Here is a 25776-nt window from a genome sequence, read left to right on the forward strand (position 1 = left end):
GTGCTATAGCTTGGCCCGGTCTGTCCGAATCCTGCCGAGCCCCCGCCGATCGCCATGAGCAAGCGCCAATACACCCGAGCCGAGGTCAAGGAACTGCTGGGCGCCCTGGAGCGCCAGTGCCGCGAAGCTTCCAAGCTGGCCCAACTGGCGGAACATGAGGCGAGCAAACACAGCTTCGGCGCCTACCGCGACTTCCGCGACAAGGTCGGCGAATTCCAGGCCCTGGTGATTCTGATCGAGCAGCGCATGCGCAATCTGGTCGATGCGCGGTCCGACGACCTGCGCGACCAGTTCGAGAAGCTGGACATGGTGATGCTGGCCCTGCTGGTGCGCGCCAGCATGCGCTTCTTCTTCGTGCTGTCGGCGAATCCGATCCTGCCGATGGGCGCGCGCGAGATCTTCGTCGCGGAGCTGCGCAGCCTGCACGACGCGGCGGAAAAGCTGAAGCGGCCCAACTATGCCGGCAAGCTCGGGCCGGACCTGGATCGCGATCTGGAAACCGCCTCGCTGATCCTGGAAGAGATCATCGACAAGGCGCCAAGTTTGCTGAACTTCCGCGGTGCGCCGGTGAGTGGGGAGTAGGCGGCTCTGCGAATGCCACCCCCCACCTGATCTCGTCCGCCGTTGGCAGCAGACCCGGTCCGCCTGTCGCGAAGTTGGAGTGCCCAAAAGGTTCACGACCCGGCAATAGCACTCTCAATACCGCCGGTGCCGGCAGGTCATCGCCGGCAGGACTGCCGTATGGCATGTATGGTCAGGGCCAGCGTCCGGTGCTCTTGCATTCCTGGGCGTCGTTTGCCGCGCGGATACGGCAAAAGCTTCCAGCACTGCCCGTATCGCACAAGCGCGTCGCCTCGTGATACATACGCGTGCAATAGTTGTTTTCGGTTGGCTGCGGAGAGACGTTCTTCTCACCACCCAGAAACGCTCGCACATTGGTGTCAGAGGTAAGTTGAGCGGCTGTTTCTCCCTTGTTGTTTCGCGCGCGTTGATCCGCACCACGCCCGACCAGATATTCCACACTTCTCAGACTACCCTTCCAGGCAGCGATCATCAGCAGCGTCCATCCATCGCTGTTGCGGGCATTTACATCCAACCCCGTGTCGAGAAGTCGCACCAACTCATCCTGTTGATTGTACTCGATGGCCCAGCGAGCTTCCGTCCAGGCCTTCGCAGGATCAAAGGTTGGCAATCCGCCGCCACCGCGAGCAGCCATCGCGTCGGTCAGCATCCGCTTGATCTGAGCGGAACCGGCAACGTCAAATGCTGTCTTGCCGTAGTTGGTCTTGATTGAGGGGTCGGCTCCACGGTTGAGCAGCAGGCTTACGAAAGCGGGCTTCCCCTGGTCGGATGCGATGTGCAGCAGGGTCCAGCCGTCGCTGTTCCGGGTGTTGATATCAACACCTTGTTCGAGGAGAGCGATCAGTTTTTGGTCATTCTGTTGCCACATCGCAGAGTTGAGTGCGCCATAAAGATCGTTCCAGTCATCTGCATACACAGGCGCGCAGTTGAGCATAATCGCCGACAGTACGGCTATTGTCAGGAACTTCATCATCTCTCCTTAACGCAAAAAATATATAGTCCATCATGTGCTTTTACTCGGAGCGCCCGTCGTCTGCTGCAGCTAGAGCGATTATGAGTTCACGGCTCCTCACTCTTCTCCCCCCGAGAGTCCGGTATGTTCCATCGGGCTGGCGATAATAACGTTTCCCTTCAAGAATAACGGGTGATGGAAGCGCTCTCCAACCGCGCCATGCACCATAAGCCAGTCCCACAATCACAACCAAACGCAATAGGTCAATCGCTTCCATCTGAAAATCCTGTGCTTAGAACCTGTGGTGCAAGAGAGCGAAATTATATGCATGCCAAGGTGGCAGAATGGCTGAACACAAACGGAAAATGACATCCGGCCAACCGGTTTTGTCATCTGGAGCGCATCAGGCAAAAGTGGTTTTTTGAAAAAGGGAGCTCGGTTGATGATGGCACCACCGGGTGGGTGTGATCGCGGTTTGCGATAAAGTCGGCAGCCAGTGGCGGTCCAGAGGTGCCGCATGCGACCGCGAAGGCCGGATGCAAGCAAGGCCACGGACGGCTTCCCCTTCAGCGGCCGGCACGTTCCAGACAGGTTACCAGTACCTTCGCAACATCGTATGGGCCGTCGGTGCAAAGCCGGCGGCCCTCCGATGTCTGTGAACGTTATCTTCCGAAGCGGGTGAGCGGCAGGGTGGAGAAAATCAAAGCTTGGCTTCTCTCCAAAGAACCACTCACTTCGCAAGGAACTGCGCGATCGTCTCCCCCGCCTTGGCGATGTTCGCAACACCGTCCAGATGCCCCAGCGTCGAGGTGATCGACTCGGTGTACTCCACGGCGTTGCCCTGCTTTTCCAGACGGTCCTTCAGCGGGCGCATGTTGCGGTCGGGCGGGAACACCAGATCGTCGGCCGACGGGATCAGCAGGACCGGCGCCTTGATCTTCGCCAAGCCATCCTCCAGCGAGGCGCCGTTGCCGGTGACGAAGGTCTGGTTGGCCTTCACCAGATAGAGGAAGTGATTGGCATCGCTGACCGCGGCGCGGCCGGAGGCGGCCTTGTCCAGCCAGGCTTCGATGGCGTACTGGTTGCCCATCGCGGCCTTCGGGTCCTTGCCTTCTTCCGCCCATTTGCGGCCGAAGGCGGCATCGGCCCATTTCCAGTGGCGGGCGTGCAGGGTGACCAGCTTCAGCGCCTCGGTCAGGCCGGCCTTCGGTTCCGCCTTGCCGTAATAGTCGCCGTTGTTCCAGTTGGGATCGAGCTTGATCGGCGCCGCCCACAGATTCAGCCAGCCGATCAGGAAGGGGTCCGCCTCAGGACCGCCGATGGCGGCGATGACGCGCTTGACCATGTCCGGATGGTCGGCCGCCCATTCGAAGGCCTGGAGCGAGCCCATCGAGCCACCCATCACCGCCTGCAAGGACTTGATGCCCAGGCTGTCGATCAGCGCCTTCTGGACATTGACGAAATCCTTGATGGTGACGATGGGGAAGCTCATGCCATAGGGCTTGCCGGTGTCCGGGTTGATGCTGGCCGGGCCGGTGGTGACGACGGTGGGGTCCTTGGGCGACAGGTTCACCAGCGTGTCGGAGCTGATGATGAAGTATTTGTCGGTGTCCAGCGGCTTGCCCGGCCCGATGATGCCGTCCCAATAGCCGGGCGCCGCATCCTCCGCCTTGTATTTCCCGGCGGCGTGACTGTTGCCGCTGAAGAAATGGGTGATGAGGATGACGTTGTCCTTCGCCTCGTTCAGCTTGCCATAGCTTTCCCAGCCAATGCGGACGTTCTTGATCGTCCCGCCACCCACGGTGGTATAGGACGGCATCTCGAAAACCTTCTTTTCGACGATGCCGTCCAGCGCCAGCGCCGGCAACGCACCGAACAGGCATGCGGCCATGGCGAGCCCGCCGATACGAGCGGACCAGGTGGACCCGCGGACAACCCGAGGCATGGGCAACCCCCCTCCCAATTGTTTGCTGGACGGGCAGTCTACCCATATGGTTGTGTCTGTCCAGACGCCTTCGCTGACGCTTACGGTTAGGTGCGCCGTCAGCGCAGGCGGACGGCGGTGCCGTTGACCGACACCATCAGCATGCCGTTTTCCTTGCCCAGCACCTCGTAATCGACGTCCACCCCGACGATGGCGTCGGCGCCGAGCGAGCGAGCTGCGTCCTGCATGTCGGCGAAGGCCGCCTCGCGCGCCTCGCGCAGAGCCGCCTGATAGCCGCCGGCCCGGCCGCCGACGATGTCGCGCACGGAGGAGAACAGGTCGCGGAACACGTTCACGCCCATGATCGCCTCACCGGCGACGATGCCCAGATACTGGGCGACCGGGCGGCCTTCCACGGAATCGGTGCTGGTGACGATCATGGTCGCGTTTCCCCAATCGGTTTCGATGCCGCACAGATGGGGCCTCTACGGCGGAGTCCAAGGCGGCACTGCGAATTCGCATGCAGGCCTAGCCCATCGCGCCTTCCCCCACCCCGTCGGTACCGTGTAGGACAGGGGTAGGCTCGCCGGGGGGCGATAAGGGCAGGTCAGGGGGAAAGCGATGGACGACACGCGGCGCGCCATCCTGCGTTGGATGACCAGCGTCATGGAGGCGAAGGGCTGGAGCGCCGGCGGCTGGGCACGGCTGGCCGACGTCACCGCCACCAACCTGACCCGCTTCCTGCGCGATCCCGTGATGGGCAGCGTGCCCAGCGCCGACACGCTGGCCCGGCTGGCCCGCGTCGCCGGGTCGGAGCCGCGCTTCCTCGACGACCATGCCTATGCGCCGGTCTCCCGCGTGCCGGTGCTGACCCTGGAACAGGCCCACATCTTCCTCGACCTCGGCAGACGGGCAGGGGAGGCGTTCCTGGCCGGCGCGCTGAAGGACGGCGCGTCGTCGGTCGCCATGGATGGCCGGACCTCCCGCCGCGCCTTCGCGCTGCGCATCCTGTCCAAGAGCCTGGATGCCGCCGGCGTGCTGCCGCGCGACTGCGTGGTGCTGGAGCCGCTGGACGTGCTGACGCCGCAGACCGGCGACGTGGTGGTGACGGTGGGGGAGGGGACGATCTGCGGATACCGCTTCTTCCCGCCGCATCTGATGCCGGTTTCGACCGATCCGGACTGCCGCCCGACCGCCATCGACCGCGCCCAAGTGGCTGGTGTCGCCGTCCACGTGGTGCGAGCGCTTCGCATGTAAAAGGGCGGGCTGGGTCGAGTCGCAGCGCGCGTTCCGGTCTCCCGCGACTCGCAAAAACGGGCGCCTCTACTCCGTCCGTTTTGTCTTGTGACGACTCTTGCCAGAAGACACCAAATATAGCGTGTTTCCAGGACTTTGGGCTGGTCTACGGCCAAGCCAAAGGTTCACGTTTTGTTCTTGAAAGCTGCGTGTTCGCATCCCATATTCAGGGTCCGGTGAGGCGGCCTGGAAACGCTGCTGCGATATCGCAGTAACGGTCACGCTTCGAAGCCGGAATGGCGGCTTGTCAGAGGCCGGAACCGGAGATGTCGGGGCAGCATGGCGATCACTCAGGCACAGCGGGAATTGCGGGCGGGGCGGATCGGCTCGTCGGACGCCACGCGCGTGATGGCCGGCGACTGGCTGTCGCTGTGGCGCGAGAAGACTGGCCGGGTCGAGCCCGACAACCTCGACCTCGTTGCCGCCGTGCAGATCGGCATCGCGACCGAGCATCTTCACCCACGCTTCGTCGCCCATGCGACCGGGATGCCCTGCGTGGTGGCACCCGACACGTACCGCCATGCCGAGCATGACTGGATGGTGGCGCACCCCGACTTCCTGACCGGCAGCGAGGTGGGCGGTGCGCTCGACACCATCGTGGAGGCGAAGTTCAACAGCGGCTTCCACAGCGATGCCGACCTCGCCCGCCGCTATCACTGGCAGATCCAGCATCAGTTGGAGGTGGTCGGGCTGGACCGTGCGCTGCTGTCGATCCTGCGCCCGACCGGCCACAGCCTGGTGACGGTGGACCGGCGCCCTGACGACGTCGAGCGGCTGGTGGAAACGCTGGAAGCTTTCTGGTGGCACGTCGTCAACGATGTCGAGCCGTCGGACCCGCTGCCGGTGGACGGCCCGTCCTATGAGAACGGCCGCGTCTTCGACATGGGCCGGCACAACCGCTTCCGGGCCTTGGCCGGCCGGCTGGTCGCCAACCGGGCGGCGGCGCTGGAGGTGAAGGAGGATGAGGCTGCCCTGAAGGCGCTGATGCCCGACGATGCCCGCATCGCCTTCGTCGCAGTCGATCACGCCGACGGCCTGTCCGGTGGCCTCTATCTCGCGCGCGACCGCGAGGGCCGGCTCAGCCTGCGCTACGGCGCACCGCCGCGCCGGGCCCTGGCCGACGCGCAATCCTGGAGCCCCTCCGCTGACCCGAACGCGGTGGAACTCAGCCTGGAAGCAGTGCTGACCGCCGGCTGGGGTGAGGGGAGAGCCGAAACGTTTGGACAAGAAGGACCCAAATCATGGGACGCATGAGCAAGACCGACCACGTCGTTGCCGAATCCGAAACTGCTGAATCCAGCGTAACCGAGTCCAACGTGACGGAGACCGCCCAGGACGAGCCGAAGTCCGGCGGCAGCCGCGGCTCGCAAGGGTCCAAGGGAGCGGGCAGCCGGACGGAGGAGCCGCAGCGCATCGACACCATGTTCCTGTGGAACCGGCTGAAGCGCACCGACCCGAAAGCGACCAAGCCCTTCACCCGCTCCGGCGGCTTCCGCGGCACGCAGATCGACCCGACCTGGCGCTTCCAGATGATGACGGAGGTGTTCGGTCCGATTGGCAAGGGCTGGGGTTATGAGCAGGTGGACTGGACCATCGCGGAGCGGATGATCTTCATCTGCGCCCGCGTCTGGTACATCGACCCGGAGACCAGGGAGAAGTGCTTCACCGGCCCGCAATGGGGCGGGACCGAGATGGTCCGCCGCCGCAACGGGATGGAGATGCCGGACGACGAGTGCTTCAAGATGTCGATGACCGACGCGGTCGGCAAATGCCTACTGCAGATCGGTCTGGCCGCCGACGTCTATATGGGCCAGTTCGACGACAGCAAGTATCGGGAGGAGTCGGAGGCCTTCTATGCCGCCAAGTCCAACCCGGACCTGCAGCCCGCCGCCGTTGAGGCTTTCGAGGCGGAGGTGAAGCGCCGCCTGGGGGCCTGCCTGGACCTGGACGACCTGGAAGAGGTCTGGCGGTCGGGCGTCGGCACCCGGCTGCGCGAGATCGGCGCCGTCGACCGCGCCGCCCAGCACCGCATCACCGGCCTTTTCGCTCAGAAGAAGGCCGAGATTCTGAAGCGCGAGGAAGAGGACGGGCGGGAAGCCGCCTGACAGAACGCCATGACCCAGACGACTCACAACATCGGCGACCGGTCGCCCAGCGGGTTGTTCCGCATGAGCGCCTGGGAAGGTGAGTTCGAACGCGCCAATGCGCAGTTGCCGCGCTGGTACTGGAACCGCGACCAGCGCCGCCGCCACTACGCCCGTTGGGTGGAGGCGGAGGCCGAAACGCTGGCGATGCGGCTGGCCGGCCTGCTGCGGTCCGACACCCCGGCGGAAACCGCAGGGGCGGCCCGCGTCCTCGTCGACTCTCTGGCGCGTGACATCGACTGGGCTCGCCGGTTGGAAGACTCGGAATCGGAAGACGGGCAATCAGAAGACAGGACGTTCGCCCACGCCGCCTGACCGCAGGCGGCATCAAGGGAAGGATATCATCTCATGACGATAGAAGAGGTCCAGGCGCGTCTGCGCGCCGCTCAAGCCCGCATCGGGCGTGAGGGCCGCTTCGCCCTCACCCTCAGCCTGGACGGGCGCGAGGAATGCTACATCACCCATTGGTTCCGCCCCGAGCCGCACGCCTTCGAGGACTGCCGCGCGGTCGGTTCCGGAACCCTCAGCGAATGCCTCGACGCGCTGGACCGCTATGTCGCGGTCAACGCCGTGCGCAATGAGGCTCCGGTGCTGATGGCCGCCGAATGACATCCCCGTAACGGCCAAGCCATCGGCCTTTGTCCCCTCGTTCCCCCCGCGGACGAGGGGACTTTTTTTGGGAGTGGTTGCGGCGGATGCCCCCACCCCAACCCTCCCCCGCTCTCGGCGGACTACGGTCCGCCTGCCGCGTCAGCACAAAGCGAAGCTTTGTGCGAGAGCTGGGCGGGGGAGGGGATAAGTGCTTGATCGGGAAGGCAGCGGCAGTCCCTCCCCCGCCCAGCGGGGGAGGTTAGGTGGGGGTTTAAGTTCGCACCATCTTTACTTCTTCTTCCCCGACTGCGCCCGAGCGAATGCCTCGGCGAAGGCGCTGTTGACCGGCTCCGGCGCCTTGGCCGGCTTCGGAGCCGGCGCCGCCGGACGGCGATCCTGCTGTTGCGCAGGACGCGCCGCCCCCCGGTCTTCGCGGCGCTCCTCCCGCCGGGCCGGGCGCGGGGCTTCCTCACCCATGCGCATGGTCAGCGCGATGCGCTTGCGGGGGATGTCCACCTCCAGCACCTTCACCTTCACCACATCGCCGGCCTTCACCACCGTGTGGGGATCCTTCACGAAGCTGTTGGCCAGTTGCGAGATATGCACCAACCCGTCCTGGTGGACGCCGATGTCGACGAAGGCGCCGAAGGCGGTGACGTTGGTGACGACGCCCTCCAGCATCATGCCGGGCTGGAGATGCTTCAGTTCCTCCACGCCCTCCTTGAAGGTGGCGGTCTTGAACTCCGGACGCGGGTCGCGGCCGGGCTTCTCCAGTTCCTTGATGATGTCCTCGATGGTGGGCAGGCCGAAGCGCTCGTCGGTGAACTCCTCCGCATTCAGGCCGCGCAGGAAGCGGGCGTCGCCGATGACGCTGCCGAGGTCGCGGCCGGTAGTCTTCACGATGCGCTGGACCACCGGATAGGCTTCCGGATGGACGGCGGAGCCGTCGAGCGGATTCTCACCGTCGCGGATGCGCAGGAAGCCGGCGGCCTGCTCGAAGGTCTTCGGCCCCAGCCGCGCCACGTCGAGCAGCTGCTTGCGCGAACGGAAGGCGCCGTTGCGGTCGCGATGCTCCACGATGTTGCGGGCGATGGTCTCGTTCAGGCCGGACACGCGGGTCAGCAGCGGGATGGAGGCGGTGTTGAGGTCGACGCCGACCGCGTTCACGCAATCCTCGACCACCGCATCCAGCGAACGCGCCAGCTTGCCGCCGGCAACGTCATGCTGGTATTGGCCGACGCCGATCGACTTCGGCTCGATCTTCACCAGCTCCGCCAGCGGATCCTGCAGGCGCCGGGCGATGGACACCGCGCCGCGCAGGCTGACATCCAGGGTGGGGAATTCGTGCGCCGCGGTTTCCGAGGCCGAATAGACCGACGCGCCGGCCTCGCTGACCACCAGCTTGGTCAGGGACAGCTCCGGATGGCGCTTCATCAGGTCGGCGGCCAGCTTGTCGGTCTCGCGCGAGGCGGTGCCGTTGCCGATGGAGATCAGTTCCACCTTGTGCCGCGCCGCCAGCGCCGCCAGCACGGCGATGGAGCCGTCCCAATCGTTGCGCGGCGGGTGGGGGTAGATCGTCGTCGTCTCCACCAGCTTGCCGGTGGAATCGACGACGGCGACCTTCACGCCGGTGCGGATGCCGGGGTCGAGCCCGATGGTGGCGCGCTGGCCGGCCGGGGCGGCCAGCAGCAGATCGTGCAGGTTGCGGGCGAAGACGCGGATCGCCTCGTCCTCCGCCCGTTCGCGCAAGGTCCCCATCAGGTCGGTTTCGATATGCGGGCCGATCTTCAGCTTCCAGGTCCAGCGCACCACGTCGGACAGCCACTTGTCGGCCGGACGGCCCTGGTCGCGGATGCCGGTGTGGACGGCGATGGTGCCCTCGGCCGGGTGCGGCTGGCCGTCCTCGACCGGCAGATCCAGGCGGATGTCGAGCACGCCCTGCGCCCGGCCGCGGAACAGGGCGAGCGCCCGGTGCGACGGCAGCTTCGACCAGTTCTCCGAGAAGTCAAAATAATCGGAGAACTTGGCACCCTCGGCCTTCTTCTCCTCGATCACCTTGGAGGTGACGACGCCCTTGTCGGCCATGGCGGTGCGCAGGCGCCCGACCAGTTCGGCATCCTCGCCGAAGCGTTCCACCAGGATGTGGCGGGCGCCGTCCAGCGCCGCCTTGACATCGGCGACGCCCTTGTCGGCGCTGACGAAGGTGGCGGCCTCGGCTTCGGGCTGCTTCCTGGGATCGGCCAGCAGCGTGTCGGCCAGCGGCTCCAGCCCGGCCTCGCGGGCGATCTGGGCCTTGGTGCGGCGCTTCTGCTTGTAGGGGAGGTAGAGGTCCTCCAGCCGGGTCTTGGTGTCCGCCTGCTTGATCTGGCGTTCCAGTTCGGGCGTCAGCTTGCCCTGTTCCTGGATGGTCGACAGGATGCTGGCGCGGCGGTCCTCCAGCTCCCGCAGGTAGCCCAGCCGCTCCTCAAGGGTGCGGAGCTGGGTGTCGTCCAGGCCGCCGGTCGCCTCCTTGCGGTAGCGCGCGATGAAGGGAACGGTCGATCCCTCGTCGAGCATGGCGATGGCGGAAGCGACCTGAGACTCGCGGACCGACAGTTCGTCGGCGATGCGCTGGCTGATGGACAGCATGAGGCAGGGTCCTGCGGACTGGTGACGACATGAAAGGGCGTCTGTCATAGCGCGTCGGGGCAGGGCGGCGCCACCCCGCCCTTTCGGCAGAAAGCCGGATGGAGCAAAGCTGAAGCGGAGCTATTCGATTCTGTATTTTCGCAAAAAGGTGGTAAGGGCCCATTTTCCGCATCCCTTCACCCGTCGTTAACCATATCGGCTCTATACCTCTGCTTGCAACTTGGTTGCGTTTCCTCCCGAACCAAACTAACGGGCGGCCCGGCGGCGATAGCGCGGGGCCGCCCTTTCTTTTTGTGCGACGGGAGGCCGCGACCGGACCTGCTGGCAGGAAAAAGGGCCGGGACGGACATGCCGCCCCGGCCTTACCCCGGAAGTGTCTGCCGCCGGTCGAAACCGAAAGGATCAGGGAAGGCGGCTTTCAGCGAGACGCAGGCGGCCTTCCGGGGACAAGCGGGACAGGGTGTCGGCGACGCGTGCCTCGAACTCACTCCGAAGCGCGGCGTCGTTGGCGTGGATGTTCTCGAACAGGGCCGTCAGCCGCTTGGGATCGAAGGGTTCGGCCATCAGTTCGGTGCGCAGGCGCGGCGCGAATTCCTCGCGGCCGACCCGGATGCGGACGAACAGCGGACGCGCATCGTCGAGCGCCTTGCGCAGGATCGCCGCGTCACCTGGGGACAATTCCTCCGACACCTCGTCGACCAGCCGTTCCAGCATGTGTTCCGGTCCGGGCGGCGGGGGCGGCCGGAAGCTGTGGGCGACGACGAAGCCGCCCGCCAGCATGTTCAGCGCAAGAGACCCGACCAGAAGGAACCAGGGCCAACGGCGCCGGATGGACGGCGTCATCGCACGTCTCCCAGATAGCTGACGATCATCACGCCCGACAGGTTGGGCGTGCTCGTCTTTTCGAAGGTGACAAGACCCTGGCTGTAGCTGAGGAACCCGACCACCGCCATGCCGGCCAGGAATCCGGCGAGCGGGGCAGGGCGGAAGGGCGGTCGCGACAGGAACCACGGCACGAATTCGGGAACGACCCGCTGCGTCAGGCAATCGGCGATGCGGGCATAGACCTGCGCCTCCCGCCTTGACGAGACCAGCGGAGCCGATGCGGCATCCAGCAGCGTGTCGGTGACGGCGGCATCGGCCAACAGGTCGCGGGCCTCGGCGCTGTCGTCCAGAAGGGTCAGCGCCTCCACCCGGACGGAGCGGGGCCACCGGTCCAGATCGGCGCCATAGGCCGCAGTGTAGCGTTTGAACTCTTTGAGCGTCATGACCGTGCACCGTCCTTCTGACGGATCAGGGGTTGAAGCCGGGCCCGCACCACGCGGCGCGCCCGGACCAGCAGACTTTCCATGGCCGAAACAGACACCTGCAATATTTCCGAAGCCTCAGCGCACGTCATCTCCTCATGGTAGCAGAGACTGAGCGCCGCCCGCTGGCGTTCGGGCAGCGCCGCGATGGCGGCATCCACCGCCGCACCGATCCTGATGCCGTCGATCACCGTTTCGGCGCTCCAGGCCGGATCGGCGATCTCGCCGGCATCGTCGAGCGGAGCGAAGCTGCGCCGCCGTTTGTAGTCGATGGCGCGGTTCACCACGATCCTGTACAGCCAGGTCGTGAAACGGGTTCCGTCGCCGCGCCAGCGGTCGGCGTTGGCCCAGATCTGCAGGAAGGCGTCCTGCGCGACCTCTTCGGCGTCGGCAGCGTTCCCGACCACCCGTTGGGCCAAGGCGATGCTGCGGCGCAGATGTCGGCGCGTGAGCGTTCCAAACGCTTTCCGGTCGCCGGCCGCGGCGTTCGCCATCAGCGCCTCGTCCGTCACCGTCTCCTCGGTAGGCTCCACGCCGTCTTCCGCCCGCTCCCGGTTGCTGTCACGGGATTATACGCCGTAAGTGTAGGATCCCTGCGCAGGCACCCCGCGATTTTTCGATCACGGATTACCCACAGCCCAGCCCCAGCCACGCTTAAGTTTCCATAAGAACCGTTATGCGTTTTTTGTTTGCCCGCAAAGTGGGAATGTCAGTATCCGGTCCGCGCAACTTCCCCCCGCCGCCCCTGTCGGCTATCGTCCCGGACTTTCCCTCCCCGTATCCGGAGACCGTAGGACATGACCCGCAACATCGACCGGCTGCTCGACGTGATGGCGCGGCTGCGGAATCCCGACGGCGGATGCCCGTGGGATCTGGAGCAGACCTACCGCTCCATCGCGCCGCACACCATCGAAGAGGCCTATGAGGTCGCCGACGCCATCGAGAAGGACGACAAGGTCGCCCTGCGCGAGGAGTTGGGCGATCTGCTGTTCCAGGTCGTCTATTACAGCCAGATGGCGCGCGAGGAAGGACTGTTCGACTTCGACGAGGTGGCCGGCGTCATCACCGACAAGATGATCCGCCGCCATCCCCATGTCTTCGGGCCGGAAGAGGTGAAGTCCTCCGACCAGCAGACCTCGCGCTGGGAAGATCACAAAGCGGCCGAACGCGCGGCCAAGGCGGCGGAGGAAGGCCGGGCGCCGTCGGCGCTGGAGGGCGTGATCGCCGGCCTGCCCGCTTTGACCCGAGCCCTGAAGCTGCAGAACCGCGCGGCGCGGGTCGGCTTCGATTGGACCGACGCCCGTGACATCCTCGACAAGATCGAGGAGGAAGTTCAGGAACTGCGGGCGGAAATGGACGCCGGATCGGCGCAGGACCGGGTGGCGGACGAACTGGGCGACTTGCTGTTCGCGCTGGTCAACCTTGCCCGCCGCCTGAAGGTGGAGCCGGAAACGGCGCTGCGCGGCACCAACGCCAAGTTCGAACGCCGCTTCCATCGGATCGAGGCGCTGCTGTCCGACCAGGGCCGCAAGCCGCAGGACGCCACGCTCGACGAGATGGAAGCGCTGTGGCAGCAGGCCAAGCGCGAGGAACGCGGCGAATCCTGAGCCGTCAATAGTCCCAGCGGTCGAAGGCGAAGGCCCACTGCCGGCGCACCGCGCGGCGGGCCTGGTCCTCCAGCTCGTGCCGGGCTCGCCGGTAATCCCGCACGCCGGCCAGATAGGCTTCCATCCGCGGCTGCACCGGCTCGAACGGCCCGAGGCCGAGCCCGTCATAGACGTGACGCAGCGTTTCCAGCGGATCGGCGATGAAGCGGTCATAACGGATTTCCACCAGCCGGCCGGGTGGCAGCAGCGCCCGGTCGCGGTCGAACCGCGCCATAATCGCGGGATAGAGGTCCAGCACCAGCCCGTCGACCGCCCGCGGATCGTAGGATTGCAGCGAGAATTCCCGCAGCAGTGTCAGCAGCATGCGGCGGGTGGAACTGAACACCTCGTAGGGGTCGCGGTGGATATGGAGGAAGACCGCATCCGGGCGCAGGGCCAGCAACTCCCCTACCCTTGCGGTATGGGCCGGATTCTTGATCAGCAGGCGCCGGCTGCCGGAATAGAGCTGCAGCTTGGTCAGGTAATGATCCATCCGGCGGCGCCACAGCGCGACGGCCTCCGGACGGCAGCCTTCGAACAGCACGCCCTGGCGGAAGCCACGGTACAGGTGCCTGGGAAAGAAGATGCCGTGGTAGTAGGACAGCGGCTGCATCAGCGCCAGGGCTAGCTCGTCCTCCTGCGGGGCGGTCGGGTCGATCGGCATCGGGTCGATGATCCGGTCGGGCGGCAGCCACGCCTCAAGCCGCGAGCGCCAGAAGGAACTGAGGCCCAGGAAGCCCCAGGGCAGGCCGACCGCCAGCGGATCGGGGGCGGCGAAGCGCTCGTCCTGGGCCAGCAGGTTCAGCAGATGGGTGGTGCCGCTGCGCCAGTGGCCGAGGATGAACAGCGGCGGCGGTGCCGCCTTGACCTGCTCCCGGCCCTGCCCGGCCAGACGCCGCACGCGCCGCTGCTCCAGCAGGTCCAGCGGCGCGCGGACGGCGGCGGCACCGACCGCCGTCACCACCCGGTGCAGATGCAGCGGCCCGACCCCGCCGCCCTTGGCCAGCACCGTCGCCAGCGTCGCGGCGTCGGCGCCGGCCAGCGGGTGGAAGATGCGGTGGGCGCGGCGGCGCAGCCAGGGGGTCATGATGCCCCCGGTCCGGTCGGATAGGCCCGCCCGCGCCACTCCGACGGCCGGCCATGGCGGGCGCGCAGCAACGCCGACCATTGGATCGCCAGCATGATCAGGATGCCGACAGGATGCAAAAGCGCGCCGACGACGCTCTGGCGGAAGCGGACGAGCAGCAGCAGCCGGAACAGCAATCCAGCCGCCGCCGCCAATCCGGCCATGACGACAGCCTCGTCCGGCATCGGGTCCAGCGCCGCCCAGCCCAGCAGGATCCAGGGCAGGACATGGCCGCCGAACAGCAGAAGCGTCCAGACCGGCAGGGCGGCCGGCGTCGCCATCCCCTCCGTCGCGTTCTTGGTGAAGCCGGACCACACCTCCCGCCAGCCGCGATACATGCGGCAGCGGGCAAGCCCGGTGGCGTCGAACAGGTCGGTCCCCTGCCCCGCCCGGCGGAAGGCGCGCGGCAGCGTCACCCCGTCATGCAGCGACGCCGCGATGGCCGCATGCCCACCGGCCTTCCGGTACGCCTCCCGCCGCACCGCGATCAATTGGCCGCAGGCGGCGCCGAAACGCGGGTCGCCCGACCGCCGCATCCCCAGCATCGGCAGATAGCCCAGCAGCAGCACATGGATCAGCGGGATCACCAGCGCTTCGGCGAGCGTCCCGGTCTCCTGCCGCGGAAAGCCGCTGACCAGACCATGCCGGCCGGACAGCAGCGCAGCGCAGGTCAGGCGGGCGGCATCCGGCGACAACCGCACGTCGGCGTCCTGGAACAACAGCACCGGATGCCGTGCCAGCTTGGCGAGCGCCTGACAGGCATGCTGCTTGCCCGACCAACCCGGCGGCAGCGGCGGCGCGCTTTCCAGCCGAACGCGCGGGTCGCGGGCGGCGAGGGAGCGGACGATCTCCGCGGTGCGGTCGGTGGAGTGGTCGTCCAGCACCACCACCTCCACCTCGACGCCGCGGCTGGCGAGTGCGGCCTCGACCGCGGCGGCGATGGTCGCCTCCTCGTTGCGGGCGGGGATCAGGATGCTGACGGCGCTTCCTGGCGGAGACGCGGCCTTGGGAGGGCGGTAGAGCAGAAGGTTGACGATCCCCTGCCCCAGCGGCAGCAGGGCAAGGAACAGGCTGATGGCGGCGATCCACTCGATGACGCTCATGGTCGGCGCACCTCCTGCCCATCACGCGATCCTGCCCCATGGGCCGGGGAGAAGGGCCGCCCGCCGGCCCGGGCACGCGCCCTTCGCCACAGGTCATAGACGCCGCCGACTCCCGCGCTGCCGTCGATCAGTGTCAGGAAACGGGCCGGGTCGCGGCTCTGGGCGTCGAGCGCCAACGCGTCCATCACCGCCTCCAGCCGCCGTTCCAGCGCGTGGGCGATGTCCGCCACCGGCTGCTCTCCGAAGGACGCGGCCTCCATCGGCTCGCCGAAGCGGGCAAGCGCCTCCGGCGTGCTTTCGTCCCAGAACGGATATTCGACCGCCAGCGGCACCACCAGGGCCGAGGGCACGCGCCGGACCAGATGGGCGATGCCCGGCCGCAGGCTGACCGGGCGCCGGCGCGGGTCGGTGAAGGCGCCTTCCGCCGTGATCCACAGCATGGCGCGCGGATCGGCCAGGATGTGTTCGGCATTGCGCAGGAAGGCGACGGCGCCGGCCCGGCCGGGCTCGATCCCGAACAGGCCGATGCGGGCCATGAAGCGGTAGCGGCGCAGCATCGCCGCGTCGATCGGCCCATAGCCCGGCCGGTCGCGGTAGCGGGTGGTCCCCATCACGATCAGCAGCGCGGGATCCCACCAGGACGGATGGTTCAGATAGACGATGACCGGCCGGTCGGGCGGCAGCACGGGCCAGCCCGGCCGGGTCAGCCGCACCGCATGGAAGTCGCGCCGCATCCGCCGCGCCATGATGGCGCCGAAGAAGCGGCAGAGCGCCGGCGACCGTAACGCGACCGGATCGTCCGTCATCACCCGCCTGCCTTTTCTCAAGCGACGGCGCGCGTGGGACCGGCCTGGGCGCCGTCCCGCATGCCGCCGCGCATGTCGCGATCCAGACTGTCGGCGGCGATCCAGCCCGACATCAGCACCATCGGCATGCCCGGCCCCGGATGGGCGGCCCCGCCGGCCAGATACAGCCCCTCCACGTCGCGGGAACGGTTGCCCGGCTTGAAGGCGCCCATGAAGCGGCCATGGCTCGCCAAGCCATAGATGGCGCCGTTCAGCACATTGTAGCGGTCGTGGATGTCCTGCGGAGTCAGCACATGCTCCACCCGGATGCGGTCCTCCAGATCGGCCATGCCTGCGGTACGCTTCAGCTTGTCGAACACCACGCGGCGGTACTCGGGCAGCATGCGCTTCCAGTCGTGATGCGGGCGCAGATAGGGGGTGTGGACCAGCACATACAGCGCCTCGCCCCCCGGCGGGGCGACGCCCGGCTCGGTGCGGGCGGGGGCGGCGATGTAGCAGGTCGGGTCGGGCGCCGGCTCGCCGCGACGATAGATCCAGTCGAACTCCTCCGCCGGGTCGCGGGAGAAGACGAAGTCATGGTGCAGCAGATGGTCGTAGCCGCGGTCGAGCCCCAGGTAGAACACCACGCCCGAACAGGCCGGCTCGTAGCTGCGGCGCTTGGCGAAGCGCTTGGCCGGCGCCCCTCCGACCAACTCCTGATAGGTGCGGACGGAATCCATGTTGGACACCACGGCAGAGACGGGGATGCGCTCGCCCGCATCGGTCTCCACCGCAACGGCACGGCCGCCCTCCACCTGCAGGCGGCGGACGCCGGTGCCGGTGCGGATTTCCACGCCCAGCCGCCGCGCCACCCGCTCCAACGCCACCGGCACGGCGCGGGTGCCGCCCATCGGATACCAGACGCCGTCGTTCGTCTGCATATGCGCGATGGCGCACAGCACCGCCGGGGAGCCGTAGGGCGACGATCCGACATACTGGGTGAAATGGTCCAGCATCTGGGCCGCCCGCGCGTCCGGCACATGGCCGCGGATGGTGCCGGCCACCGTGCTGCCCATGCGCAAGGCCAGGACGTCCGACAGGGTGCCGGCATTCAGGCTGTTGCGGAAGTTCAGCGTGTCGCCGAGATCCTCCACCGACTTCCAGAAGAAGAAGCGCTCGGAGATGCCGTGCAGCCGTTCCGAAAGCGCCTGGAAGCGGCGATAGCCCTCCCCCGCCCCGCGGCCGGGCGCCAGCCGATCGAGTTCGGCCGCCATCTTGCCGATCTCCTCCGACAGGTCCAGCACGGTGCCGTCGTCGAAGAAGCAGCGCCATTGCGGCTCCAGCCGCACCATCTCCAGCTCGCGGTCTAGATCGCAGCCGGCCTCCTCCAGGATGCGGCGCAGGACGCGCGGCACCGTCAGGATGGTCGGCCCCATGTCGAAGCGGAAGCCGCCCTCCTCCAGCACGGCGGCTTTGCCGCCGACCCAGGCGTTCTTTTCCAGCAGGGTCACCTTGTGCCCGCGCGCCGCCAGCACCACCGCCGAAGCCAGCCCGCCGAGCCCGCCGCCGATCACCGCGATCCGATCCGTCATGCCATCCCCCCTGCAACGGCCTGCCGCAGCATGCCGGACAACCCCATGGTCTTCGTGCGCCACGGCGTCGGCAGGCCCAATTCCTGGGCCAGCAGCCGCGACGTGATGCGTGCGCCTTCGAAAATAACCGGCAAGCCACTGCCGGGATGGGTGCCGCCGCCCACCAGATAGACTCCGTCCAGATCCTCGAAGCGGTTGCGCGGACGGAGGTGCAGCATCTGGTCGAGGCTGTGCGCCAGATTGAAGGTGGCGCCGCGGTGCACTGCGAACTGGCTTTCCCAATCGGCCGGGGTCACCACCCGTTCGACGCGGATGCGGCGCTCGATGTCGCCCAACCCGAAGCCAGCCAGCCGATCGAGCACGGCGCGGCGGTAGCGTGGCGCCTCGGCCTTCCAGTCGATATGGCCACGCTGGTGGCCGACCGGCACCAGGATGTAGAGCGTGCTGCCGCCGGGCGGCGCCAGATCGGGATCGGTGACGCAGGCGTTCTGCACGTAGATCGACGGCTCGCGCGGCAACTCCCGGCATTCCTCGATCTCCGCGAGGTTGCGGGCGTAATCCTTCGCCAGATAGACCGTGTGGTGGTCCAGCCCGTCCACCTTGCCCTCGATGCCGAGGTACAGCATGAAGGTGGAACAGGAGAATTTCTTGGTGGCGAGCCGCGCGTCGCTCCAACGCCGCCGCAGATCGTCGGGCACCAGGGTGGTCATCGCCCGTGCGAAGTCGGCGTTGATGACCAGCGCATCGGCCGGATAGTCGCCGGCCTCCGTCCGCACGCCGACCGCGCGGCGGCCCTGGAACTTGATGTGACGCACCGTCTCGTTCAGGCGGACGGTGACGCCCAGGCTTTCGGCGACGCGGCGCATCGCCGCCATCACTGCATCCGTTCCGCCGCGGGGGTGGAAGATGCCGTGTTCGTGCTCCAGGAAGGACAGGATGGTGAACAGGCTGGGGCAGCGGAAGGGCGACATGCCCAGATATTTGCTCTGGAACGAGAAGGCGAGGCGGATGCGCGGGTCCTGGAAATAGCGGGAGAGATCGCGGTCGACCGACCGGTGCGGCGACAGCTTGCCCAGCGCCTTCAGCATCGGCAGCGTCGCAAGCGCCCAAGGGCTGGAGAAGTCCGATTCCAGCACCGGGCGGAAGCGCTCCATCTTCGTCCGGTTGTCGGCCAGGAAGCGCGGCAGCCCTGCGGCATCGCCTGGGCTGAGCTTGCCGATCTCCGCCATCAGCGCCTTCATCTGGGCGTGGACCCGCAGTTCCCCGCCGCCTTCGAAGACCAGCCGGTAGAGCGGGTCCATACGGATCAGGTCGATCTCCTCCGCCAGCCGGCTTCCGCAGGCCTCGAAGATCTCCTCAAGGATGCGGGGATAGAGGAAGAAGGTTGGTCCGCTGTCGAACCGGTATCCGTCCATGGAGAAGCCGGCCGACCGGCCGCCGACACGGTCCTGCCGTTCCAGCACCGTCACCTTGGCACCGGTGAGCGCCAGGAGCATCGCGGATGCCAATCCGCCCGGTCCTGCACCGATGATCACGACTTGTCGTTCCATCCGCTTGCCAAACGCTCCTGCGCTGCCGACTTCTGTCGTGACGGTTACGAAGCTGGGTCGGAAATGGATCACAACAACATCCCCACCTCTCCAGTCGTAATCCCTTGGTCCTATGAGGTATTTGCTCTGCAGCCGGAAGTCCGCGCAGCGTGGTCGACCGCTGATATTTCATCGCGACTTTCGGTCATCCGCGGACTTCGCCGCAGGATCGCGGCCAATGCCGAGGAACTCGTGCAGGCATTGGCTACGCGCCCCGGCCGGAAAGCGGTGGAAAGCGTGAGCGCCGAGATCCTGCCGCTGGCCGAGGCCTGCCGCTTTCTGGAGCGCGAGGCCGCTAGGCTGCTGGCGCCGCGGCGTCTGGGACGGCGCGGCCGCCCGGTCTGGCTGTTCGGGGTGGAGGCGGAGGTCCGGCGGGAGCCCTTCGGCACGGTGCTGATCGTCGGTCCATCCAACTACCCGCTGCTGCTGCCGGGGGTGCAGGCGATGCAGGCGCTGGCCGCCGGCAACGCCGTGCTGGTCAAGCCGGCGCCGGGATGCCGCCCGCCGATGGACCTGCTGGCGCGCTGGCTGAAGGAATGCGGCCTCCCCGACGGACTGTTCCGGGTGCTGGATGAATCCGCCGATGCGGTCGGCGGCGCCATAGAGGCCGGGATCGACAAGCTGGTTCTGACCGGATCGGCCGGCACCGGCCGGACAGTGGCGGAACGGCTCGCCCGCCATCTGGTGCCCTCGACCATGGAACTGTCGGGCAACGACGCCGTCTTCGTGCTGCCGGGTGCCGATGCGGAGGAGGTCGCCCGCGCCCTGGCCTTCGGCCTGCGGCTCAACGGCTCCGCCACCTGCATCGCGCCGCGGCGGGTCTTCGTGCCGCTCGAATTGGCGGCTGGGTTGGAACAGGCGGTGGGGCGCCATGCCGCATCCATCCCGCCGGCCCCGGTTCCGGCGCCGACCATGCGCCGTCTCGCCGTCCTCGCGCGGGACGCGGTGGCGCAAGGCGCCCGCGCGCTTTCCGCGTTGCCGGAGGGGGATGGGGTGGAGATGGCACCGCTGATGCTCACCGATGCGCGGCCGGACATGGCGCTGCTGCGCGAGGAGCTGTTCGCCCCCGTCCTGTCGCTGGTCCCCGTGCGCGACATGGAGGAGGCGTTGGCTGGCGCGGCACTCAGCCCCTATGCGCTGGGTGCCTCGGTCTTCGGACCGGTGGCGGAGGCGCGGGCGCTGGCCCTGCGGCTGGATGCTGGAACGGTGACGGTCAACGACCTGATCGTGCCCACCGCCGACCCGCGCCTGCCCTTCGGCGGACGCCATGCCAGCGGCTGGGGCGTCACCCGCGGGGCGGAAGGGCTGCTGGAGATGACGCAGGTAAAGGCCATCTGCGTCCGCACCGGCCGGCAGCGCCCCCACTTCGATCCACCGCGCGACGGCGACGAGCCGCTGATGCTGGCGGCGCTGCGTCTGCTCCATGGCGGCCCCGGCACCCGCGCCGGGGCCATGCGGCGGCTGGTCCAGGCGGTGCGCGGACGCTTCAATCCGTGAAACTCAATTCAGAACAACAATCTGATGGACCGCCCCGCCGATGCTTGCCCTGATCCTCGCCTTTCTGATCGGCGCCGTCGCCGGTTCGCGCACCCTGATCGCCCCGGCGGCGGTCAGCTGGGCCGCTTACGCCGGCTGGCTGGACGTTTCCGGCAACTGGCTGTTCTTCCTGGGGCACCCGGTGTCGCCCTGGGTCTTCACCGCGATGGCGGTGGTGGAACTGATCGTCGACAAGCTGCCCACCACCCCCAGCCGCAAGCTGCCCTTCCCCTTCGCCAGCCGCATCGCCGGCGGGGCCATAGCGGGTGCCGCCATCGGCGCCGATGCGGGATTCTGGATCGGCGGGCTGGTTGCCGGCGGCATCGGGGCGGTCGCGGGGACGCTGCTCGGCTATGCGGCGCGGATGCGCATGGCCGCCGCCTTCGGCCGCGACCGCCCGGCCGCCCTACTGGAGGATGCCGTCGCGCTGGCCGCCGCCGTCCTGATCGTGGCGGCGGCCTGAGGTACAGAGAGGTTGCCGCACTTGGCGCGGAAGGCGACGACATAACCGCTTCTGAAGCCCTTCTCCCCTTGCGGGAGAAGGGTTGGGATGAGGGGTGCAGGCGGCCGAAAGCCGTTGGAAATTAGTAACTTGTGTCCCCTCACCCCAACCCCTCTCCCGCAAGGGGAGAGGGGCTACTTCAGCGAACCAGGTCCTTATGCAAATGCGCAAACCAGACGCTTGGACGCCCCTTTACACCCGCTCGAAGACCGCGGCGATGCCCTGGCCGCCGCCGATGCACATGGTCACCAGGGCGTAGCGGCCGCCGATGCGGTGCAGTTCGTGGATGGCCTTGACCGTGATGATGGCGCCGGTTGCCCCCACCGGATGGCCGAGCGAGATGCCGGAGCCGTTCGGGTTCACCTTGGCCGGGTCGAAATCCAGTTCGCGGATCACGGCGCAGGCCTGGGCGGCGAAGGCCTCGTTCGATTCGATGACATCCATGTCGGCGACCGACAGGCCGGTGCGCTCCAGAACCTTGCGGGTCGCCGGGACCGGGCCGATGCCCATGTAGTCGGGCTCGACGCCGGCATGGGCATAGCCGACCAGACGGGCCAGCGGCTTCAGACCCAGCGCTTGGGCGCGGCGGGCATCGGCCAGCACCACGGCGGCGGCGCCGTCGTTGAGGCCGGAGGCGTTGCCGGCGGTGACCGACCCGTCCTTCTTGAAGACCGGCTTCATCTTCGCCAGGCCTTCCGGGGTCACGTCGCCGCGGACATGCTCGTCTGTGTCGAAGACAATGGTGCCCTTGCGCGACGGGATCTCGACCGGGATGATCTGGTCCTTGAAGCGGCCCTCGGCGATGGCGCGGGCGGCCCGGCGCTGGCTTTCCGCCGCCAGGGCGTCCTGCGCCTCGCGGTCGATGCCGTAGCGGGCGGCGACGTTCTCGGCGGTGACGCCCATGTGAATCTTCTGCCAGGGGTCGTGCAGGATGCCGTTCATGTAGTCGACCAGCGCCCCGTCGCCGAGACGGGTGCCCCAGCGGGCGCTGGGAACGAAATAAGGGCCGCGGCTCATCGATTCCGCGCCGCCGCCGATTGCGACCTCGCAGTCGCCGAGCGCGATGGCCTGCGCCGCCGAGACGATGGCCTGCAGGCCCGAGCCGCAGAGCCGGTTGACGTTGAAGGCCGGCACCTCGATCGGAATGCCGGCGTCGATGGCGGCGACGCGGCTGAGGTAGGCGTCGTTGGTCTCGGTCGGGATGACGTTGCCCATCACCACATGGCCGATGGCGTCGGCCGCGGCGCCGGAACGCTCCAGCGCCGCCTTGACGGCAACGGTGGCGAGCTGGGTCAGCGGCACATCCTTCAGCGTGCCGCCGAAGCCGCCGATGGCGGTGCGGGCGGCGCCGACGATGACGATGTCGTTCTGCATGGTTGGGTCCACTTCTCGGGCGGAGGAAAGGGTCAGCGGCCGGTGAAGTCCGGCCGGCGCTTGGCGGTGAAGGCGGCGATGCCTTCGCGGAAATCGGCGGTTTCGGCGGTGGAAAGGAAGCGGTCGCGCTCGGCGTCCAGCTGCCCGTCCAGCGTTTGGGTGAAGGACTGCCGCATCAGGTGGCGGATGCCGGCGTAGGACACGGTCGGCCCGGCGGCGAGCCGTTCGGCGAGCTTCGCCGTCTCCGCCGCCAGATCGGCGGCCGGCACCACCCGGTTGACCAGCCCGATGCGCAGAGCCTCCGCGGCGTCGATCACCTCCGACAGCATCGCCAACTCCATGGCGCGGCGCAGCCCGACCAGACGCGGCAGATGGAAACTGCCCGACCCGTCCGGCGTGGCGCCGATGCGGGCATAGGCCATGGTGAATTTGGCGTCGTCGGCGGCGATGCAGAGATCCGCGGCGGTGGCGAGGCTCATGCCCGCGCCCGCCACCGGCCCATGCACCGAGGCCAGCACCGGCACGTCCAGCCGGTCGAGGATGCGCACCGCCTCGTGCAGGTGGGCGATGATGGCGCCGGCCACCGCGGGGGCGGCGGTGGGATCGTCGTTGAAGCGGCCGACATCGCCGCCGGCCATGAAGCCGCGGCCGTTGCCGGCGATGACCAGCACGCGGGTCGGCCCCTGCCCGCCCTCATCCGTCCCCTCATCCGCCACGCTGCGGCAGGCGTCCAGCAGGGCGGCGGCGGTGGGCTCGTCAAGCGCGTTCAGCACAGCAGGGCGGTTCAGCCGGATCCAGGACACGGCCCCCTCGCGGGTGAGAAGGACCGGCGGGGCGGTGTCGGACATGATGGCGTCTCCCCGAACATCATTTGATGCGAAATCTACTTCATGGAAGGTATGTTACCGGACGGTATGCCCTGTCAACGGTCTGGTTGTCCCAATGGTAAACCGCGCATCACGGGGGCGGACCAAATCCGGGACTTGGCTGTTGGACATCAGGCCGAGGCACGGCTGAAAAGGCACGGCTGAAAAGGCCCGAGCCCCTTCCTGGAACAGCAGAGTGGAGTCCCGTCATGCATCATCGCCTCCTGACCGGTTTACCGGCCACCAAGCGCTGACGGCGGACGGGGAGATACGGCATGCCATCGGTTGCGCGTTCGGTCGCCTCGCTGTTGCTCGGCGTGGCTTTCCTGATGCTGGGGAACGGCGCCCTGTCCACCCTGATCGGGCTGCGGCTGTCGGCGACGGAGTCCGGCCCGACGGCGGTCGGGCTGATCACGGCGGCCTTCTATGCCGGGCTGACGCTGGGGTCGCTCTATGCCCATCGCGTCATCACCCGCGTCGGTCATATCCGGTCCTTTTCCGCCTTCGCCTCCATCGTCTCGGTGGCGGCGCTGGCTCATGCGCTGTTCGTCGACGTGCCGCTCTGGGCCCTGCTGCGGCTGGCGCAGGGCTTCTGCATGGCCGGCCTCTACATGTGCATCGAAAGCTGGCTGAACGGCACCGCGACGAACGAGAGCCGCGGGCAGATGCTGTCGGCCTACATGGTGACGTTGTACGGCGCTTCGGGCATCGGACAGCAGCTGTTGCGGCTGGACGACGAGGCCGGGGTCCGGATCTTCATGATCGTATCGATCCTGATGTCGCTGGCCCTGGTGCCGGTGGCCCTGACGCGGACCACGCCGCCGCAATTGCCGAAGGTTTCCTCCTTCGGCGTTCGGCGGCTCTATGAGAGTTCGCCGCTGGGGGTGGCCGGCGTCTTCATCAGCGGGGCCATCACCGGGTCGATCTATGGGCTGGCCCCGGTGTTCGGCGCGGCTTCCAGCTTCGGGGTGTCGGGAACGGCGCTGTTCATGTCGGCGCTGATCCTGGGCGGCATGGCCCTGCAATGGCCGCTCGGCCGGCTGTCGGACCGATTCGACCGGCGCACCGTGATCATCGGCCTGTCGGCCGCTCTGTCGCTGACCAGCTTCGGCATGATCGCCGCCGCCGGAATGGACCAGCCGCTGGCCCTGATGCTGGTTGCGCCGCTGTTCGGCGGGCTGTCCTTCACGCTCTATCCGATCTGCCTCGCCCACACCAACGACCATGTGCGGCGGGAGGATCTGGTGTCGGCCAGCGGCGGCCTGATCCTCGCCAACTCCATCGGCGCCATCATCGGGCCGCCGCTTGCGTCGGCGATGATGTCCGCCGGCGGGCCGGAGGGGCTGTTCGCCTTCATCGCAGGCGGTGCGCTCTGCGCCACGCTGTATGGCCTGTGGCGCACCCGCGTCCGCCCGCCGCTGCCGGCCGAGGCGCAGGCGGCTTTCCGCGCCCTGCCCCAGACCACGCCGACGGTCGGCCCGCTGGACCCGCTCGGCCCGCTGAAGCCGCCGCTTCCGCAATAACATTGCTCGTCCGTTCGCCGAGTGTTCGCCCTCCCCGCAATCAAAGGCAATGGAAGCCGTTAAGGAGTTCGGGGTAAGCTGCCGGCCGGTGGAATGCTGGCTGGTGGTTGCATGCCGTTTTCTGAGAGGCCGTCGCCGCAGGACGCGGTGCCGCAGAGCCCGGCCGACGACAGCTTCGGGGATTTGGTCCGCGCGGTCGCGCAACAGCGCGACCGCGCGGCCTTTGCCGCCCTGTTCCGCCAGTTCGCCCCCCGCATCCTGCAATATTGCCAGAAGCTCGGTGCCGACCGCGGCGTGGCGGAGGAACTGGTCCAGGAGGTCATGCTGACCGTGTGGCTGAAGGCCGGCAGCTATGATCCGGCCCAGGCGTCGGTCGGCACCTGGATCTTCACCATCGCCCGCAACCGCCGCATCGACCGCCTGCGCAAGGAGACGCGCCCGGCCCCCGACATGGACGATCCGGCGATGACGCCCCTGTCGCAGGCGACGCCGGAGGAGGCCGCACAGCTGGTGCAGAGCAGCCGGCAGCTGCACGGCGCGATCGAAACGCTGGCGCCCAACCAATCCGAGGTGCTGCGGCGTTCGTATTTCCTTGAACAAACCCATGAGGAGATCGCCGAGGTGACCGACGTTCCTCTTGGGACGGTGAAGACACGGCTGCGCCTGGCTCTCGGCCATCTGAAGCGCAGCATGAAGGACTCAGTATGAAG

General features: G+C 67.6%; 25 protein-coding genes. 11 read left to right on the forward strand and 14 right to left on the reverse strand.

What is annotated here, in order from left to right; translation table 11 throughout:
* Positions 1–54: 54 nt before the first annotated feature.
* Complete coding sequence (locus J2Y49_RS20890; protein WP_310116870.1) at positions 55–582, forward strand: hypothetical protein; 528 nt, start codon at positions 55–57, stop codon at positions 580–582.
* 172 nt (positions 583–754) lie between these two features.
* On the opposite strand, the gene J2Y49_RS20895 is transcribed toward J2Y49_RS20890, so the two are convergent.
* From J2Y49_RS20895 to J2Y49_RS20905, 3 genes are all read right to left on the reverse strand, one after another.
* Complete coding sequence (locus tag J2Y49_RS20895) at positions 755–1555, reverse strand: ankyrin repeat domain-containing protein (RefSeq protein ID WP_310116871.1); 801 nt, start codon at positions 1553–1555, stop codon at positions 755–757.
* A 709-nt stretch (positions 1556–2264) separates the two neighbouring features.
* Positions 2265–3479 (reverse strand): homoserine O-acetyltransferase, encoded by a 1215-nt coding sequence (locus J2Y49_RS20900; RefSeq protein ID WP_310116872.1) that lies wholly within the window; start codon positions 3477–3479, stop codon positions 2265–2267.
* 98 nt (positions 3480–3577) lie between these two features.
* Entirely contained in the window at positions 3578–3898 is a 321-nt protein-coding gene (locus J2Y49_RS20905) for a heavy metal-binding domain-containing protein (RefSeq protein ID WP_014188340.1), read from the reverse strand.
* Between the two features lie 181 nt (positions 3899–4079).
* Here J2Y49_RS20905 and J2Y49_RS20910 point away from each other — a divergent pair, with 181 nt between their 5' ends.
* From J2Y49_RS20910 to J2Y49_RS20930, 5 genes are all read left to right on the forward strand, one after another.
* Complete coding sequence (locus tag J2Y49_RS20910) at positions 4080–4715, forward strand: XRE family transcriptional regulator (protein ID WP_310116873.1); 636 nt, start codon at positions 4080–4082, stop codon at positions 4713–4715.
* Positions 4716–5033: 318 nt separating this feature from the next.
* Positions 5034–6008: a YqaJ viral recombinase family protein gene (locus J2Y49_RS20915; RefSeq protein ID WP_310116874.1), complete on the forward strand. Its 975-nt coding sequence runs from the start codon at positions 5034–5036 to the stop codon at positions 6006–6008.
* The gene (locus J2Y49_RS20920) at positions 5996–6859 is read left to right on the forward strand and encodes a hypothetical protein (RefSeq protein ID WP_310116875.1); all 864 of its coding nucleotides are present in this window, start codon (positions 5996–5998) and stop codon (positions 6857–6859) included. The genes J2Y49_RS20915 and J2Y49_RS20920 overlap by 13 nt, the downstream gene beginning before the upstream one ends.
* A gap of 9 nt (positions 6860–6868) precedes the next feature.
* A complete protein-coding gene (locus J2Y49_RS20925; protein WP_310116876.1) occupies positions 6869–7213 on the forward strand; it encodes a hypothetical protein in 345 nt (114 codons plus the stop codon).
* A 33-nt stretch (positions 7214–7246) separates the two neighbouring features.
* Entirely contained in the window at positions 7247–7507 is a 261-nt protein-coding gene (locus J2Y49_RS20930; protein WP_310116877.1) for a hypothetical protein, read from the forward strand.
* 270 nt (positions 7508–7777) lie between these two features.
* On the opposite strand, the gene J2Y49_RS20935 is transcribed toward J2Y49_RS20930, so the two are convergent.
* The 4 genes from J2Y49_RS20935 to J2Y49_RS20950 form a co-directional block, all read right to left on the reverse strand.
* Positions 7778–10117: a Tex family protein gene (locus tag J2Y49_RS20935; RefSeq protein WP_310116878.1), complete on the reverse strand. Its 2340-nt coding sequence runs from the start codon at positions 10115–10117 to the stop codon at positions 7778–7780.
* 402 nt (positions 10118–10519) lie between these two features.
* Positions 10520–10960 (reverse strand): periplasmic heavy metal sensor, encoded by a 441-nt coding sequence (locus J2Y49_RS20940; protein WP_310116879.1) that lies wholly within the window; start codon positions 10958–10960, stop codon positions 10520–10522.
* A complete protein-coding gene (locus J2Y49_RS20945) occupies positions 10957–11385 on the reverse strand; it encodes a hypothetical protein (protein ID WP_310116880.1) in 429 nt (142 codons plus the stop codon). The genes J2Y49_RS20940 and J2Y49_RS20945 overlap by 4 nt, the downstream gene beginning before the upstream one ends.
* Positions 11382–11957 (reverse strand): sigma-70 family RNA polymerase sigma factor, encoded by a 576-nt coding sequence (locus tag J2Y49_RS20950; RefSeq protein WP_310116881.1) that lies wholly within the window; start codon positions 11955–11957, stop codon positions 11382–11384. Before J2Y49_RS20950 ends, J2Y49_RS20945 begins: the two co-directional genes overlap by 4 nt.
* A 264-nt stretch (positions 11958–12221) precedes the next feature.
* Between J2Y49_RS20950 and mazG the strand changes: the two genes are divergently transcribed.
* A complete protein-coding gene (gene mazG / locus J2Y49_RS20955; RefSeq protein WP_310116882.1) occupies positions 12222–13031 on the forward strand; it encodes a nucleoside triphosphate pyrophosphohydrolase in 810 nt (269 codons plus the stop codon).
* A 4-nt stretch (positions 13032–13035) separates the two neighbouring features.
* Here the strand turns inward: mazG and J2Y49_RS20960 are convergent, their stop codons facing one another.
* From J2Y49_RS20960 to crtI, 5 genes are read right to left on the reverse strand one after another with little or no spacing between them, the layout of a single operon-like run.
* Positions 13036–14157: a sulfotransferase gene (locus J2Y49_RS20960; RefSeq protein WP_310116883.1), complete on the reverse strand. Its 1122-nt coding sequence runs from the start codon at positions 14155–14157 to the stop codon at positions 13036–13038.
* Positions 14154–15299 (reverse strand): glycosyltransferase, encoded by a 1146-nt coding sequence (locus tag J2Y49_RS20965; RefSeq protein ID WP_310116884.1) that lies wholly within the window; start codon positions 15297–15299, stop codon positions 14154–14156. Before J2Y49_RS20965 ends, J2Y49_RS20960 begins: the two co-directional genes overlap by 4 nt.
* Positions 15296–16105 carry a lysophospholipid acyltransferase family protein gene (locus J2Y49_RS20970; protein WP_310116885.1) on the reverse strand — a complete coding sequence of 270 codons (810 nt, stop codon included), beginning with the start codon at positions 16103–16105 and terminating at the stop codon, positions 15296–15298. The genes J2Y49_RS20965 and J2Y49_RS20970 overlap by 4 nt, the downstream gene beginning before the upstream one ends.
* 17 nt (positions 16106–16122) lie before the next feature.
* The gene (locus J2Y49_RS20975; protein ID WP_310116886.1) at positions 16123–17676 is read right to left on the reverse strand and encodes a phytoene desaturase family protein; all 1554 of its coding nucleotides are present in this window, start codon (positions 17674–17676) and stop codon (positions 16123–16125) included.
* A complete protein-coding gene (crtI, locus tag J2Y49_RS20980; protein WP_310116887.1) occupies positions 17673–19172 on the reverse strand; it encodes a phytoene desaturase family protein in 1500 nt (499 codons plus the stop codon). The genes J2Y49_RS20975 and crtI overlap by 4 nt, the downstream gene beginning before the upstream one ends.
* A gap of 117 nt (positions 19173–19289) precedes the next feature.
* On the opposite strand from crtI, the gene J2Y49_RS20985 reads away from it, so the two are divergent.
* Together J2Y49_RS20985 and J2Y49_RS20990 are read left to right on the forward strand one after the other, a co-directional pair.
* Positions 19290–20762, forward strand: a complete 1473-nt coding sequence (locus J2Y49_RS20985; protein ID WP_310116888.1) for an aldehyde dehydrogenase family protein — start codon at positions 19290–19292, stop codon at positions 20760–20762.
* Positions 20763–20802: 40 nt separating this feature from the next.
* A complete protein-coding gene (locus tag J2Y49_RS20990) occupies positions 20803–21264 on the forward strand; it encodes a DUF4126 family protein (protein ID WP_310116889.1) in 462 nt (153 codons plus the stop codon).
* 231 nt (positions 21265–21495) lie between these two features.
* On the opposite strand, the gene J2Y49_RS20995 is transcribed toward J2Y49_RS20990, so the two are convergent.
* Together J2Y49_RS20995 and J2Y49_RS21000 are read right to left on the reverse strand one after the other, a co-directional pair.
* Entirely contained in the window at positions 21496–22677 is a 1182-nt protein-coding gene (locus J2Y49_RS20995) for an acetyl-CoA C-acyltransferase family protein (protein ID WP_310116890.1), read from the reverse strand.
* A 32-nt stretch (positions 22678–22709) separates the two neighbouring features.
* Positions 22710–23525: an enoyl-CoA hydratase-related protein gene (locus tag J2Y49_RS21000; RefSeq protein ID WP_310116891.1), complete on the reverse strand. Its 816-nt coding sequence runs from the start codon at positions 23523–23525 to the stop codon at positions 22710–22712.
* 293 nt (positions 23526–23818) lie between these two features.
* Between J2Y49_RS21000 and J2Y49_RS21005 the strand changes: the two genes are divergently transcribed.
* Both J2Y49_RS21005 and J2Y49_RS21010 read left to right on the forward strand, forming a co-directional pair.
* Positions 23819–25066: an MFS transporter gene (locus J2Y49_RS21005; protein ID WP_310116892.1), complete on the forward strand. Its 1248-nt coding sequence runs from the start codon at positions 23819–23821 to the stop codon at positions 25064–25066.
* A 111-nt stretch (positions 25067–25177) separates the two neighbouring features.
* Entirely contained in the window at positions 25178–25774 is a 597-nt protein-coding gene (locus J2Y49_RS21010) for a sigma-70 family RNA polymerase sigma factor (RefSeq protein ID WP_310116893.1), read from the forward strand.
* The last annotated feature ends 2 nt before the right edge of the window (positions 25775–25776 follow it).

This window comes from Azospirillum sp. BE72, assembly GCF_031455875.1.
Lineage (GTDB): Bacteria > Pseudomonadota > Alphaproteobacteria > Azospirillales > Azospirillaceae > Azospirillum.

What these genes read in the sequence shown, in the direction of transcription:
- J2Y49_RS20895 (WP_310116871.1), bottom strand. Translation starts at nt 1,555, where the DNA reads ATGATGAAGTTCCTGACAATAGCCGTACTGTCGGCGATTATGCTCAAC.
- J2Y49_RS21005 (WP_310116892.1), top strand. Translation starts at nt 23,819, where the DNA reads ATGCCATCGGTTGCGCGTTCGGTCGCCTCGCTGTTGCTCGGCGTGGCT.
- J2Y49_RS20910 (WP_310116873.1), top strand. Translation starts at nt 4,080, where the DNA reads ATGGACGACACGCGGCGCGCCATCCTGCGTTGGATGACCAGCGTCATG.
- J2Y49_RS20985 (WP_310116888.1), top strand. Translation starts at nt 19,290, where the DNA reads ATGGATCACAACAACATCCCCACCTCTCCAGTCGTAATCCCTTGGTCC.
- J2Y49_RS20935 (WP_310116878.1), bottom strand. Translation starts at nt 10,117, where the DNA reads ATGCTGTCCATCAGCCAGCGCATCGCCGACGAACTGTCGGTCCGCGAG.
- J2Y49_RS20940 (WP_310116879.1), bottom strand. Translation starts at nt 10,960, where the DNA reads ATGACGCCGTCCATCCGGCGCCGTTGGCCCTGGTTCCTTCTGGTCGGG.
- J2Y49_RS20920 (WP_310116875.1), top strand. Translation starts at nt 5,996, where the DNA reads ATGGGACGCATGAGCAAGACCGACCACGTCGTTGCCGAATCCGAAACT.
- J2Y49_RS20905 (WP_014188340.1), bottom strand. Translation starts at nt 3,898, where the DNA reads ATGATCGTCACCAGCACCGATTCCGTGGAAGGCCGCCCGGTCGCCCAG.
- J2Y49_RS20965 (WP_310116884.1), bottom strand. Translation starts at nt 15,299, where the DNA reads ATGAGCGTCATCGAGTGGATCGCCGCCATCAGCCTGTTCCTTGCCCTG.
- J2Y49_RS20925 (WP_310116876.1), top strand. Translation starts at nt 6,869, where the DNA reads ATGACCCAGACGACTCACAACATCGGCGACCGGTCGCCCAGCGGGTTG.
- J2Y49_RS20990 (WP_310116889.1), top strand. Translation starts at nt 20,803, where the DNA reads ATGCTTGCCCTGATCCTCGCCTTTCTGATCGGCGCCGTCGCCGGTTCG.
- J2Y49_RS20970 (WP_310116885.1), bottom strand. Translation starts at nt 16,105, where the DNA reads ATGACGGACGATCCGGTCGCGTTACGGTCGCCGGCGCTCTGCCGCTTC.
- J2Y49_RS21000 (WP_310116891.1), bottom strand. Translation starts at nt 23,525, where the DNA reads ATGTCCGACACCGCCCCGCCGGTCCTTCTCACCCGCGAGGGGGCCGTG.
- J2Y49_RS20995 (WP_310116890.1), bottom strand. Translation starts at nt 22,677, where the DNA reads ATGCAGAACGACATCGTCATCGTCGGCGCCGCCCGCACCGCCATCGGC.
- mazG (WP_310116882.1), top strand. Translation starts at nt 12,222, where the DNA reads ATGACCCGCAACATCGACCGGCTGCTCGACGTGATGGCGCGGCTGCGG.
- J2Y49_RS20960 (WP_310116883.1), bottom strand. Translation starts at nt 14,157, where the DNA reads ATGACCCCCTGGCTGCGCCGCCGCGCCCACCGCATCTTCCACCCGCTG.
- J2Y49_RS20945 (WP_310116880.1), bottom strand. Translation starts at nt 11,385, where the DNA reads ATGACGCTCAAAGAGTTCAAACGCTACACTGCGGCCTATGGCGCCGAT.
- J2Y49_RS20890 (WP_310116870.1), top strand. Translation starts at nt 55, where the DNA reads ATGAGCAAGCGCCAATACACCCGAGCCGAGGTCAAGGAACTGCTGGGC.
- J2Y49_RS20915 (WP_310116874.1), top strand. Translation starts at nt 5,034, where the DNA reads ATGGCGATCACTCAGGCACAGCGGGAATTGCGGGCGGGGCGGATCGGC.
- J2Y49_RS20900 (WP_310116872.1), bottom strand. Translation starts at nt 3,479, where the DNA reads ATGCCTCGGGTTGTCCGCGGGTCCACCTGGTCCGCTCGTATCGGCGGG.
- J2Y49_RS20975 (WP_310116886.1), bottom strand. Translation starts at nt 17,676, where the DNA reads ATGACGGATCGGATCGCGGTGATCGGCGGCGGGCTCGGCGGGCTGGCT.
- J2Y49_RS21010 (WP_310116893.1), top strand. Translation starts at nt 25,178, where the DNA reads ATGCCGTTTTCTGAGAGGCCGTCGCCGCAGGACGCGGTGCCGCAGAGC.
- crtI (WP_310116887.1), bottom strand. Translation starts at nt 19,172, where the DNA reads ATGCTCCTGGCGCTCACCGGTGCCAAGGTGACGGTGCTGGAACGGCAG.
- J2Y49_RS20930 (WP_310116877.1), top strand. Translation starts at nt 7,247, where the DNA reads ATGACGATAGAAGAGGTCCAGGCGCGTCTGCGCGCCGCTCAAGCCCGC.